This window comes from Rubripirellula amarantea (assembly GCF_007859865.1).
Lineage (GTDB): Bacteria > Planctomycetota > Planctomycetia > Pirellulales > Pirellulaceae > Rubripirellula > Rubripirellula amarantea.
Genome location: NZ_SJPI01000001.1, coordinates 1,375,942 through 1,389,397 on the forward strand (window position 1 = coordinate 1,375,942; position 13,456 = coordinate 1,389,397).

At 51.2% G+C, this 13,456-nt stretch carries 10 protein-coding genes; 6 read left to right on the forward strand and 4 right to left on the reverse strand.

Features of this window, described 5'->3' with window-relative positions:
• The first annotated feature begins 362 nt into the window (after positions 1–362).
• From Pla22_RS04965 to Pla22_RS04975, 3 genes are read left to right on the forward strand one after another with little or no spacing between them, the layout of a single operon-like run.
• A complete protein-coding gene (locus tag Pla22_RS04965) occupies positions 363–2,312 on the forward strand; it encodes a PrkA family serine protein kinase (protein ID WP_146513631.1) in 1,950 nt (649 codons plus the stop codon).
• Between the two features lie 45 nt (positions 2,313–2,357).
• Entirely contained in the window at positions 2,358–3,641 is a 1,284-nt protein-coding gene (locus Pla22_RS04970) for a YeaH/YhbH family protein (RefSeq protein ID WP_146513632.1), read from the forward strand.
• Complete coding sequence (locus tag Pla22_RS04975) at positions 3,638–5,215, forward strand: SpoVR family protein (protein WP_146513633.1); 1,578 nt, start codon at positions 3,638–3,640, stop codon at positions 5,213–5,215. The genes Pla22_RS04970 and Pla22_RS04975 overlap by 4 nt, the downstream gene beginning before the upstream one ends.
• A 55-nt stretch (positions 5,216–5,270) precedes the next feature.
• Here Pla22_RS04975 and Pla22_RS04980 read toward each other — a convergent pair whose 3' ends face one another.
• Positions 5,271–6,845, reverse strand: coding sequence for a class I SAM-dependent methyltransferase (locus Pla22_RS04980; RefSeq protein WP_146513634.1), 1,575 nt, complete (start codon positions 6,843–6,845; stop codon positions 5,271–5,273).
• Positions 6,846–7,031: 186 nt separating this feature from the next.
• On the opposite strand from Pla22_RS04980, the gene Pla22_RS04985 reads away from it, so the two are divergent.
• Both Pla22_RS04985 and Pla22_RS04990 read left to right on the forward strand, forming a co-directional pair.
• Complete coding sequence (locus Pla22_RS04985) at positions 7,032–7,940, forward strand: alpha/beta hydrolase (RefSeq protein WP_146513635.1); 909 nt, start codon at positions 7,032–7,034, stop codon at positions 7,938–7,940.
• A 78-nt stretch (positions 7,941–8,018) separates the two neighbouring features.
• Positions 8,019–8,411: a hypothetical protein gene (locus Pla22_RS04990; protein WP_146513636.1), complete on the forward strand. Its 393-nt coding sequence runs from the start codon at positions 8,019–8,021 to the stop codon at positions 8,409–8,411.
• A gap of 24 nt (positions 8,412–8,435) precedes the next feature.
• Here the strand turns inward: Pla22_RS04990 and Pla22_RS04995 are convergent, their stop codons facing one another.
• Positions 8,436–10,187 carry a hypothetical protein gene (locus Pla22_RS04995; RefSeq protein WP_146513637.1) on the reverse strand — a complete coding sequence of 584 codons (1,752 nt, stop codon included), beginning with the start codon at positions 10,185–10,187 and terminating at the stop codon, positions 8,436–8,438.
• A 53-nt stretch (positions 10,188–10,240) separates the two neighbouring features.
• On the opposite strand from Pla22_RS04995, the gene Pla22_RS05000 reads away from it, so the two are divergent.
• A complete protein-coding gene (locus Pla22_RS05000) occupies positions 10,241–11,116 on the forward strand; it encodes a carbohydrate kinase family protein (RefSeq protein WP_146513638.1) in 876 nt (291 codons plus the stop codon).
• Between the two features lie 19 nt (positions 11,117–11,135).
• Here Pla22_RS05000 and Pla22_RS05005 read toward each other — a convergent pair whose 3' ends face one another.
• Together Pla22_RS05005 and Pla22_RS05010 are read right to left on the reverse strand one after the other, a co-directional pair.
• Positions 11,136–12,830 (reverse strand): sulfatase family protein, encoded by a 1,695-nt coding sequence (locus Pla22_RS05005; protein ID WP_146513639.1) that lies wholly within the window; start codon positions 12,828–12,830, stop codon positions 11,136–11,138.
• 45 nt (positions 12,831–12,875) lie between these two features.
• The gene (locus Pla22_RS05010) at positions 12,876–13,400 is read right to left on the reverse strand and encodes a DinB family protein (protein ID WP_146513640.1); all 525 of its coding nucleotides are present in this window, start codon (positions 13,398–13,400) and stop codon (positions 12,876–12,878) included.
• Between the last annotated feature and the right edge of the window lie 56 nt (positions 13,401–13,456).

Consider the following 13,456-nt stretch of genomic DNA (forward strand, 5'->3'; position numbering starts at 1 on the left):
AAGTCGCGGCCTGTGTTGAACCGTTGGTGAGGAAGTTCGCCGGCAATGACCAGAACCTGGAAAATGCTTTCTGATGCAAATACGAACTGCCCCAGCCGCTGCAAGTCGTTGGGACGCTTGAACTTTGACGAGCATACCTAAAAAGCTCGCAAAAGTTTTTTCGTTGGTTTGGGTTGAGCAGTCCTATAATGAATGCACGCCATCACCTTCTGCGAGAGAGCATCGGACGCCTCGTTTTCGCCCGACTTGCCACTATCAAAATCGGTTCGTCGATTTCCAAATCGAAACTGGTTTTCAGCCATCTGCGAGGGTGAAGCGCGCGCGAAATTCTTTGCCAGATTAAGTCGGAATGAGGGATTGCCATGGCTACAACATCATTTGACATTTTAAGGCTTTACAGCGAGAGCTACGACCGAGACAAGCAAACGACCATGTCGTTGCCCGAGTACTTGGAGGCGGCTCGTAGTGATTCGACGCTTTACAGCACTGCCGCAGAACGAATGGTCGCAGCGATCGGGGAACCGATTCGCGTCGACACATCTAAGGATTCGCGCCTCGGACGAATCTTCTTGAATCGAACGATCACCACTTACCCTGCTTTTCGCGACTTCTATGGTCTCGAAGAAACGATTGAGCGGATCGTTGGATTCTTCCGACATGCTGCCCAAGGTCTCGAGGAAAGAAAGCAAATCCTTTACCTGCTGGGACCCGTTGGGGGCGGAAAGAGTTCACTCGCTGAAACGCTTAAGAAGCTAATGCAAACTCAACCCGCCTACGTGTTGGCTGCGGGTGACGAGCTAAGTCCTATCTTTGAAAGCCCGCTTGGATTGTTTGATCCTAACACGATGGGATCCGTACTTGAGCAGGAATACAACATCCCGCGCCGCCGATTGCCAGGTTCGATGTCTCCTTGGGCACTGAAGCGACTTGATGAGTTTGGCGGAGACATTTCTAAGTTCAATGTTGTTCGTGTCATCCCAAGTCAACAACGCCAGTGCTTGGTGACCAAAACCGAACCAGGCGATGAGAACAACCAAGACATATCGTCGTTGGTTGGAAAAGTTGACATTCGCCAGTTGGAACACTTCGGCCAGAACGATGCCGATGCCTATTCTTATACCGGTGGGCTCAACCGAACGACGCAAGGCATGCTGGAGTTCGTTGAGATGTTCAAGGCTCCGCTAAAAATGCTGCATCCTCTGCTGACCGCTACTCAAGATGGTTCCTATGTGGGCACTGAAAATGTGGGTGCAATGCCGTATCAAGGAATCATTGTTGCCCACAGCAACGAATCGGAATGGGAATCGTTTAAAGGCAACCGTAATAACGAAGCGTTCTTGGATCGAATTTGCGTGGTGAAGGTGCCTTACTGCCTTCGCGTTACCGAAGAACGGATGATCTATGACAAGCTGATTGAAAATTCAATGCTTGGGGACGCACCGTGCGCCCCAGATACGTTGCAGTTGATGGCTAGATTCTCGGTGCTGACACGTCTTAAAGATCACGAAAATTCGAGCCTCTATTCCAAAATGCGAGTCTATGACGGTGAATCGCTTAAAGACACCGACCCGAACGCGAGAACGGTCCAGGAATACCATGACACGGCGGGTGTGAACGAAGGAATGACAGGCGTCTCGACACGGTTCGCTTACAAGATCCTATCCGAGACTTTCAACTTTGACTCGCAAGAAGTCGCTGCTGATCCTGTTCACCTGTTTTACGTCCTCGAGAAATCCATCAAACGTGAACAGTTTGATGAAGACACCGAAACGAAGTACTTGGAATTCGTGAAAGAGGAACTTTCGAACCGCTATGCGGAATTCATCGGTAACGAAATTCGAAAGGCGTATCTCGAATCGTATCACAGCTACGGGCAAAACCTATTCGATCGTTACATCGCTTTTGCCGACGCGTGGATCGACGACCAAGACTACAAAGACCCCGACACCGGTCAATTGATGGATCGCACGATCCTGAACGAAGAGCTTGAAAAGATCGAGCACCCAGCGGGGATCGCCAATGCCAAGGACTTTCGTTACGAGATCGTCAAGTTTGCCCTCCGTGCAAGAGCCAAGAATGCAGGCAAGAACCCGGAATGGACGTCCTATGAAAAGATCCGCGATGTGATTGAAAAGCGGATGTTTGGCCAAATTGAAGAGTTGCTGCCGGTGATTAGTTTTGGTGCCAAAAAAGACAGCGATGCCGAACAGAAGCACAACGATTTCGTCGAACGAATGGTTCAACGTGGCTACACCGAACGACAAGTTCGCCGCTTGGTGGACTGGTACATGCGAGTGAGCAAGTCAGGCTGATCATTTGGTTGCGAGCACTTCCCTCTCTCTTGCACTATCGTTTCCATGCACTTCATCGACCGACGTACGAATCCAAAATCCAAGAATCTGGGCAACCGAGCTCGGTTCATGAGACGCGTGAAATCGCATGTTCGCAACGCGGTGCGTGAGGCGATCAAAAACCACCGCGTCGCCGACTTGCAGCGTGGACTCGACGGTGGCGAACAAGTGGTCGTCAATACTCACGACATACGTGAACCTTCATTCGAATACGAGTCTTCAAAAGGTAATCGCGAACATGTGTTGCCCGGCAACAAGGGTTATCAACGTGGGGACCGAATCCGGAAGCCACGTGCCGGGGGCGATAGCGGAAACGAAGGTAGCCCAGATGGGGATACCGAAGATTCGTTCGTCTTTCGACTCACCCGCGACGAGTTTCTCGATCTGTTCTTCGAAGAGCTACAACTGCCGAACCTTGCCAAGAAGAAACTCAAGTCGATGACGACCCATTCACGCTCGAGAGCGGGATACTCGTCCGACGGATCGCCCCAGCAACTCAATAAACAACAAACCTTAAGGAAAAGCCTTGCTCGTCGCATCGCACTGCGGCGACCTCATTTGGCTGAACTTCAATCGCTTGAAAAGCAGTTGGAAGAAGCAATCGAAAACGATCAGCAAGACGAGGCGGTATTGCTTCGGCAGCGCATTGCGGTCATGAAAAATCGCATGCAGGTGGTGCCGTTCCTCGATACCATCGACTTGCGTTTCAATCACTTTCAATCCCTCCCCAAACCGACCACGCAAGCGGTCATGTTTTGCTTGATGGATACCTCGGCTTCGATGACCGAGGACCTCAAACATTTGGCAAAGCAATTTTACATGTTGCTTCATTTGTTCCTAACACGTCACTACCACGCTGTTGAAATCGTTTTCATACGGCATACGTATCGTGCGTCCGAAGTGGACGAAGAAACCTTCTTCTACGGCAACGAAAGTGGTGGCACCGTCGTTTCGTCGGCACTTGAAGAAATGTCTCGCATTGTCCAGCAACGATATCCGGTTGAGGACTGGAACATTTACGCCGCCCAGGCTTCTGATGGACACAATTTCGATCACGACATGCCTCAGACGATGGCGTTGTTGACCCAAACGATTCTGCCAATGTGCCAGTACTATGCTTACATCGAAGTGATCGAAGGGGACTACTTTGGCGTGTCCTCTCTATGGAAAGCCTACGAACCGCTAGCCGCGGCCCATCCTCAGTTCGCGGTTGCTCGTGTCACCGAGGCCTCTGATATCTATCCGGTCTTTCATCAACTGTTTGCCAAAGAACGTCGAAGTGCTTCATGAGTGTTACTCCTAACGCTACCTCGACCACCTCTGGTTTGCTTTACACAGGTTCCGATTGGAACTTTGACTTGCTCGCCAAGGTGCACGATGCGGTGGAAGAAATCGCCGTTGGTGAAATGGGGCTCAATGTCTACCCCAATCAAATCGAAGTTATCACCAGCGAACAAATGCTCGACGCGTATGCGTCGATTGGAATGCCGATCATGTATCCGCATTGGTCGTACGGTAAGCATTATGCCCGCGAGGAACTCTTGTATCGCAAAGGCGCTAGGGCGCTCGCTTACGAATTGGTGATCAATTCGAATCCCTGCGTCAGTTATGTGATGGAAGAGAACACGATGACGATGCAGACGCTGGTGATTGCTCATGCAGCGTTTGGGCATAACCACTTCTTCAAGAACAACCACCTATTTCGGCAATGGACACGCGCTGACCGCGTTCTCGACGACTTGAGCTACGCGAAGCACTTCATCGCTTCCTGCGAAGAGAAACATGGCGTTATGGCGGTGGAAAGCCTATTGGATTCAGCACACGCTTTGATGAATTGTGGAATTAGCAAATATGCTGCTCCCACTAAAACGAATAAGCAGCGTGAACTCAAGGCGAAGGAACGGCACGAATACGAAGAAGCTAACTTTAGCGATTTGTGGCGCACGCTACCTCAAAGAACCAACAACAAGTTTGCGCCTTCGCGATCGACGCACCCAAGTTCGACTGGCGAAGGCTCCTTGCCCGCCTGCGATCTGCCAGAAGAAAACGTGCTGCGTTTTTTAGCCAACCATGCTCCCAAGCTAAAAGACTGGCAGCGTGAAATCCTTGTGATCGTCAGCAAGAACGCTCAGTACTTTTATCCGCAACGTCAAACAAAACTAATGAATGAAGGTTGTGCCACTTACGTGCACTACCAAATCATGAACCGGCTTCACGATCATGGGAAGATCGATGACGGTGCCATGTTAGAATTCCTGCACTCTCACTCTTCCGTCGTGGCCCAACCCGATTTCGATGATCGACGATTCGGTGGCATCAATCCATACGCACTTGGGTTTGCGATGATGCGAGACATCGAGCGAATTTGCGTCGACCCCGACAACGAAGATCGACACTGGTTCCCGGATATTGCCGGTTGCGGCCGCCCGATGGATGTTCTCAAAGAACTCTGGGCCGAGTACCGCGACGAGAGCTTTGTGTTGCAGTTCTTGAGCCCTCGATTGATTCGCGAAATGCACTTGTTCAGCGTCAGCGACGACAGCAGAATCCCGTACTTGTCTGTCGAAGCCATTCACGACGAGTCCGGTTACCGACAAATTCGCCGCAGCCTTGCTTCGCAATATGATCTTTCTCGACAAGAGCCTGAAATTGAGATTGTTGAAGCGGATCTATCAGGCAATCGACGTCTATCCCTCGTTCATCGAGTCCGAAAAAATCGGTTGTTGGCAAAAGAGGACTGCAACCGGGTGCTCTGCCATCTCGCCAATTTGTGGGGCTACGGGGTTCGTCTTAGCGAGGTGAATGAAGAGGGCGAAACTCTTGAGCGACATGAAGTCGTATCCATGTCGATGGGATACCGCTAAGGGTACGTCAATCATTCGGTCGTACTACATTAATCGCAGACGTTCCCGCTAAAGGTTAACTCACCAGCAACCTACGCTGCAGTAAACTATGCAACATTGTCGTGACATCGGCGCTCGGCAGCTCACGCGGCAACTCACTGCGTGGCGGAGCGACCGACTCGAGGTTTTCGTTTTGCCACTGCTGAAGCTCGTGAGCTAGCTGCGAGATATTGCGAGTGCCATCAAGTAGGCTCAATAAGTGCCGTTGAGCATTGCTCAAACCCTGACAATTTTGATGCCACTGATTTACCACAAGCATATTTCGTTTCGCCGAGTGTCGTACCAACCGGTTGGCCATTGGCTTTTCCGAAACCTCAGCGGCAATGATCGGAGGACGAATGAAAGCCTCAATTACGCCAGCGCCAAACAGAGCTAGCATACTTCGCGACATTGCCTCGATTCCTGCGGATGGCGAAGGAAGAGCAATATGCGGTGCTGTCTTTACGAGTGTTTCAACCGCGAACTCATACAAGGCTTTCACTGTCGCAGTTCGAGGCCATTGATTCATTAACTTCCAAATCGCAGCCCGGGCGAACGGATCCGTGATTGCTACCGAACCACGTTCCAAGGGAAGGTTGACGGGATCAGAGCTTGATAAATCGAACCGAAACCGTTCGTAAGATTGCGAAGTTGCCAATTCAGATTTCGCAATCATTTGCACTTGCGACGGACTTCCAAGTTCGCGATCGCTTCGGCAAAGGATCGATTTTCGATAACCAGTATCGAGAAAATAGTCGATCAGTTGCTCACGCTTATCAGGTGAGGCTTGCGAGACCGCTAAACGTGCGGGAGGTTGCAGCCCAACGCCCGATGAGTGTTGAAAGTCAGCCTCGGCAACGAAACGCAGTTCATGTTCTTCAGCCATACGCTGAAAGTCATGAAAGTAGAACGCTCGATTTCGATCGCTGATGTACTCGTGGTACAGGTATGTATCACGCCAACCGCGAGCTTGTTCGCGCGTCCGCCGATAGTAGACACCCTGCAACGTATCGGCGGGAGTTGCCTCGGCCATCAACTCAATCGCTCGTCGAGCTTCCGCAATTTGTTCCCGTGGATCGGCGAGGTCGCCCACCGAGAAACGTACGTAATCGCGAAGCGTCGAACCCCAATTCCAGCCCGGCAGCGTATTAAACGAAATTGCGGCGATCCCGTCAGCAGACAAACAGTGCTGGCACAATCTTAGAATCGCTGAACGTTCGTCATCTGTTGCCCACGAAAAAACACCCGGGCAAAGAACATAGTCCACAGTTCCTATCGAGGCGGATTCGACATCAGAGATGTTCTGGCAACGAAACTCGATGTTCGATAGTTCCAATTCCTGAGCCGTTTGCTCAGCCTGACGGATTGCATCGCTTGCCAAATCAATCCCGATAAATTGACTTTCAGGAAATTCAACCGCAAACGGGATCAGGTTTGTGCCATCGGCACATCCCAGCTCTAAAACTCGGCAATGCGCCAAATCGGCTGGTGCTACACCGTGCATCGTTGCTGCAAATTCAAGACACCGAAGTTGGATATGCCGTTCAGCCAATCCAGGGTAGGCAACTTGATCGTATTCGAAGATCTTCGTTGAGTCGGTGGACGAGTCCATATCGGGTCTTTCGAGAGTCACCGGTCTGTCAAATCACGCTCATTCTAGCGATCGAAGGTTCGTTGTTGAGTATGGCAACGATTTGTCGCACTCGCAGTGGCAGCGACGACGATTGGCAGTTAGAACGATGAACCTTTACTAAATCCAACGCATCCCGTTCAAGCATATCCTTCATCCGACTTTCGAATGACACTGCATCCTCAAGCTCAAGACTTCCTCAACAAAGTTGCTCTAAGCGGGCGTCCCGGTTGGGAAGAAATGACACCGAAGCAAGCCCGCGAGATCTTCGAAACCTTTACCGATTACGTCGGTGAAAGTCCAGAGATTAAGCACGTAGCGGAGATCGTCTTGGCCGGAATGCGGTGCCGTTTATACAGCGACGCATCAAAGCCGTCGCCGCTGATGATGTACTTTCACGGTGGCGGTTGGGTGCTGGGTAGCTTGCAGACACACGACGTTCTTTGCCGAAGTCTTGCCAAAGAATCTGGCTGTGTTGTGATTTCGGTTGACTATGGGCGTTCACCAGAAAACGCCTTTCCCGGCCCGTTAGATGACTGCTACAACGCGACTGTTGCTGCGATCGAGCAGGCAAACGAACTCAAGATCACTCCTAATCGCGTCGTGCTTGCCGGCGATAGCGCCGGCGGCCATTTGGCGACTATGGTGGCAATGCGAAGTCGCGATCGCTCCGGACCTATGATTGCGCTACAAGTGTTGCTCTATCCGGTCGTCGAACCAAACTTCGAAACGGGATCGTATCGACAGTTTGCCTCGGGGTTCGGCCTGACCCGAGCAACCATGAAATGGTTCTGGCAGCACTTCTTGGGCAATCATTCACCCAGTAGCGACTCCGTTCCGACCTTGGCTGGATCACTTGCTCGGTTGCCCCCAACAGTTCTGATTTCAGCTGAATACGACGTGTTGCACGACGAAGGCTTGGCTTTCGCGACCAAGTTGAGCGATGCGGGAGTCGAAGTATCAATCAAACGCTATCCTGGCATGCTGCACGGGTTTATGCACTTCGCTGGACTCTTCGACGATGGACGAAAGGCTGTTAGGGACGTCGGCAAAATGATCCGACAGAAACTCACTTAAAGCGCCACGACGATCATCTCACCATTCACTTTTCACACTGTTTTTACTCTCCTTCGCACCTCAGTTTTCAAGAGCAGCATGGTCACCATATCCGTTAATGTTATTTGTTGTGACGATTCGGCCGACAAGTATTCTCAATTGGTCGTTGTCGACATGGATCCGGCTCATATCGACACCTTGGTGGTTGACACAATGGAGCAAAAAATCGAAGCCAACGCCGAACGTGGACTTCACAACGCAGCTCACCACGACGAACACGGGCCCGTCACCTATTTCCAAGAAGTGCATGCTGGCGGATTCACAGTCCGATTTGGGAAGCCGGATCAACTGCAGGAGAAATTCTTCGGCCCCGGAACTTACGTGGCATTCATGGACGACGAAGGCACGGGGCACGGATCATTGGTTGGTCCTGAGGGTGTCCGACGGACACTCAAGGTTCTCAAGGGGCATCTCGATTTGAAACCCGCGTGATTGGCCACGCTATCGCCGTTTGTTCTAACGAGAGCGATACAGGATAGCGCCCGAGACTGTCTCGAGTTGTACGAAATGCTGATTTACGTAGTCACGAATTTTTTTCGTATGCCAATGTCGATCGCGGGGATTTGTGAACCGATACGAACCACCCGTCTGGCAAACATCAACAAACAGCACATCCTCGTGAGATGCTAATTCACGGATGTATCTTTCGATAAAGTAGTCCTGCAGTTCGGATTCCACTTGAAGGTGAAAGGTGTGAGCGTCCCGAGTTGCTTGAGGCAATTGCGACTCGACGTACAGACAAGGTAGCCAGCCCCAAACTGCCAGTTTCGATTCTTGGCTAGCGAGTTCTTTCAGACGCAGTGACACAGGATGGGGCTCTTTTAGCGTGACAAGCATTTGTGCTTGAAGTGATTCAGATTTGCTTGTCCATATCGCTCCGATCACGACCACGATAAGTGTCAGTTCAACGGCAAACCACTTTCTTAATTCACCTCGGTCCGATGCCAAGCCGTTGTTTTCCGCGGTGGGTAATACCGTGACCATCGACGCCGAAAGTAGAACTAGCGGATGCAGCAAGAACAGATAGTAGTGCGAAAAGAAAGTTCCCGGCTGTGTAACCGCATAAGACGCCATTAGGAAGTAGGCCGTGCTGACACCAACAGGCCCATGAATGAAGTGAGCTAGCGACTGCCCAAAACTTTGGCCCTGCCCCTGCCCCTGCCCCTGCCCCTGCCCCTGTCCCTGCCCCTGCTCCTGCCCCTGTCCCTGCCCCGCCTGATGACGCCGAGCTGAATTTGCGGCAACCAGAATCGCCCAAATCACACATGCCAGACAAGCAATCACCAAGGGTCGAGCGTCGATAATTCTGAACCAGGCTATGGGGAAGACATAGAATCGAGTCAGAAACGGCAACGCGACATGGTGCGAGGCGTACGACATGTTTTGCACGATATACGAAAGCCAAAAATCGGCGAATTCACCTTTCATCCAAAGCCACACGAATACACCACCGTGCAGGACCGCAATCGTTCCCACCAAAACCAATCGCTTGGAAAGTGTCGAAAGCGCGATCAATGCATAAACTCCAATCGCAATGCCCGCGGGAACTGCTTGAAGCTTTGCGTAAGGTAACGCAGCCATTAAGACCGCTAGCAGAGCGATGGAAGCAAACGATTGTTTTCCCACCTGAAACTGAGCCAACTTTAAGACACAGATCGCCAAGATGATGAGTGGCAACTGTTCGCCGTTGTACCCTACATAGTCATTGAGCCGCATCCATCCAAATGTCAAACCAAGCGTCGAAGCGAACGCGCGAGCATAGAATTCGCCATGTTTTTCGTTTCGAGTCCAAATCCTAATCGTTAGGTAAGTGCACCCAACTACGACCACAGCGTGAAGTGTGGTGAGCCATTTGGCAGATTCGTAATCAAACTTTCCAAGCAGAGTGTTCCAACAGTAGAGCCAGATGATTGATAACGGACCGCTGGTGGTAGCATCGACTTGTCCCCAAAATTGAAACTGGTCCTTCAACGTCAGCGCACCGGCGATCCACTGCGATTCATCGAGATTGGTTTCGCCCATCTTCCATGTCACCGAGCGCAATAGCACGATCGTCGCTGACAAACAAATCAAGAAGTAAACGGGTTGTCCAATCCAACGAACCCGTGAAGATGGGTAGGATGTTACGTGGATCAAAACCAAGGTTGCGATCACGAAAATTCCAGCGATAACATCTCCCACAAGCAAATCTTTCAAATACAAATCCATCGAAGCATTCTCCTCGATGGCGAACATCCGACAACGAGCGTGATTCTATTCAAATGCATAAGCCACCCATCATTGCGGGCGAAGTCTTGTTCGACCACTTCCCCGACGGCAAACGGGTCCTTGGTGGAGCCCCTTTCAATGTTGCCTGGAACTTGCATGGGCTTGGCGTTGACAGTTTGTTCGTATCTGCGGTCGGTGACGATCAGTCAGGCCATGAAATACTGAAAATCATGTCCGATTGGGGCATGAAAACGCGTGGAGTCCAGGTAAACGATCATGCAACCGGACAAGTCGCCGTTACGATCGACGGTGGACAACCATCCTACGAGATTGTTCATCCCGTTGCGTTCGATTTTATCTCACCGCTAACAGATGATGTGTCCAGCAAGAACTATTCCTTGTTGTATTTGGGTAGTCTGGCATTTCGGAACCAGCAGTCGCGTGCCACGCTTACCGAGCTAATTCAATCAAGCAAGTTGCCTCGCTTTGTTGATGTCAACATTCGCGATCCGTGGTTCGACCAGTCGTGGCTCGATGTTCTGATCCAGGATGCCAAGTGGGTCAAAATGAGTGACGAAGAACTGATCCGGCTTTCCTCGATTGAACACTGCGACACCGTCGACCAAGTGGTCAAGGGAACGGCCGAACTTGGCGCACGATACAACGTGAACACGTTTCTAATTACCGCCGGTGGCGATGGAGCCTACATGATCGACAACGGCGATCCGATTCATGCTCCCGCCCCCGAACCGGCCAAGATGGCCGATACGGTGGGTGCTGGTGATTCATTTGCCGCGGCGATGATCGCAGGCTTTACGTTGGGACATTCACCCCAGCAATCGCTTGATCATGCCGTCGCATTTGCGTCACGTGTTTGTGGGCTCAGCGGTGCAACGACAAACGATCGCAACTTTTATCGCCTTGGCTAAACCCAGCCTGCTCACACGATTAGTTGCGAGCTTTCTTTTCCAGCATTTCCTCGCGACGTTCCCGAAACGCTGCTGATATTTCGATAGCACGTTCGTGGTCCTCTTTGTCGTAGTCCCAGAACTCTTGGACGACAGATTCGCACTTGGGGTAATGCGATCCATCGTCACCGATTTCTTGACGACGTTGCGCCAACTGCAGCTTCAGTTCGTCCCGAACTTGTGCGTAGTCGGGTTCGTCATAGACGTTGTTGAGCTCCTCGGGGTCCTTAACAAGATCGTACAATTCCCAAGCTGGCGGCGTTTGATTCTCGCCTTCGTAGTCACAACCGTAAAAGTAGATCAGCTTGTGGGTTTTGGTTCGAATGGCCATTTCGCCAGGATTATCATGGTGGGCCATGTGCATCCAGTAACGATAGTAGGCCGACTTCTTCCAGTCGGCCGGCTCGACTCCGGTTTCGCAAATTCCGCGAAACGATCGACCCTGCATCGACTCGGGAATTTCCACGCCCGCGTAGTCGAGCATCAACGCTGGAAAATCCACGTTCTCGACAATCGCGTCGCTCGATGAGTTAGCCGCGATGGCTTTGGGATACCGAACAATCAACGGCATGCGCTGTGACGGATCATAGGCCCAACGCTTGTCTTGGTAGTCCTTCTCGCCAAGCCAAAAACCTTGATCCCCCGTGTACATGATCAACGTATTGTCGAGCAGATCTTCAGATCGCAAGTACTCAATCAATCGAGCCAAATTGTCGTCGACACCTTTGACGCAGCGCAGGTACTTCTTTAAGTACGCCTGATAAGCGAGGTGCTTGATTTTATCGTCGCTGAGATTGGGATCATTAAAATCCCACTTGAATTCATTCGGAAACTGCTTCGGAAGGTCCTCAGCGTAGGAACGACGCAAGTTTCGTCGACCGATTGACGTGCCGATATGACGAGTCAGTTCATCCTGGTAACCACGAGTCGCAATTGAGCCGTAGGTGTCTGGCAGCTCCCACAGGGACTTGGGTTCGGGGATTTCAACATCGGCAAGATAAGAATCGTAGCGAGGATGATTCTCGAAGTAATCGTGAGGTGCCTTGAATTGATGACAAACAAAGAATGGCTTATTGGGATCGCGCTTTTGCTTGAACCATTCCAATGTTGAATCGGTGATCACATCCGAGGAGTGACGGCCGGGATACTTGACCAAGTTCTTCGGCCATGGCTTTTCGCCTTGAACACGAAATTCAGTATTAAAGTACTTTCCTTGGCCGGGAACGACTTTGTAGTAATCGAAGTTCGGTTCTTGCTCGAGGTGCCATTTGCCAACGATCGCTGTTTGATAGCCCGCCTCTCGCATCAAAATTGGCAGGGTCTGATTCTCGGGCTTGATGTGGCCGCCCAGATCGAAAACACCATTGATGTGGTTGTATTGGCCCGTGATGATGCAAGCGCGGGAGGGCGTGCAAATTCCGTTTGTGCAAAACGCGTTGTCGAAACGCATCCCCTCTGCCGCAAGCTTATCAATCGTTGGCGTCGGATTGAGATCCTTTAGCAATGTCGCGTAAGCACCAATCGATTGCGCGGTGTGGTCATCCGACATGATGAACAGGATGTTGGGCCGTTGATTGCCTTGATCTGCCTGTTGAGCATGAACGTTGGCGAGGATCAATCCTGCGAACGAAACAAAAGTAAGCAACCGAAACAAACGGGTCGAAGATATAAACATAAAGTCAAAACTCTAGTGGATTTCAGGTAACAGTAGAATCGTTCGCTAAGCGGGGCCGTATCCCACGGCTCGTCGCCATGCGCTAACTTGGCCCATGTGAAGCATGAAGTGACCGCCGACATAAAACATGTGCAGGGCACCAAGCGTTGGGAATACTTGCCGCATTCGCTCGTTTGGACTTTCACTCGAAAAGATCGCGTCGTCAGACTGCTCAAGCACTTCTATCGCTCGCCGATAGCCGTCAAAAAGCGTCGACTTCAATTCTTCGGCAGGTGGATAAACCTTTCGTTCGAGATCATCTTGGCAGGTGGCTGTTTTGGAAAACAACGCCAAGTATTCTTCCGAAGGCTCGATACTAGATGCGTCCTGCCCAAGTTCGGACACGATCACCGAAGCGTACAAACTGAGGTGACCACACACGAAGGCGGGGTGATTTGATTCGATCAAACCGTCTGCGGTTCGCGCGAACGCAGAGAACTTTTCGTCGGGAATGTCGCCAAGTAATCGTTCGGCATAGGAAAGCGGTAGCCTTGCCGATGCCGCGATCATGGGACCAATGGTTTGAGCCATAAGACTTTACAGGCAATAAAAATTAGAGGATGGAACACGCCCGGTTCAATCGAGCC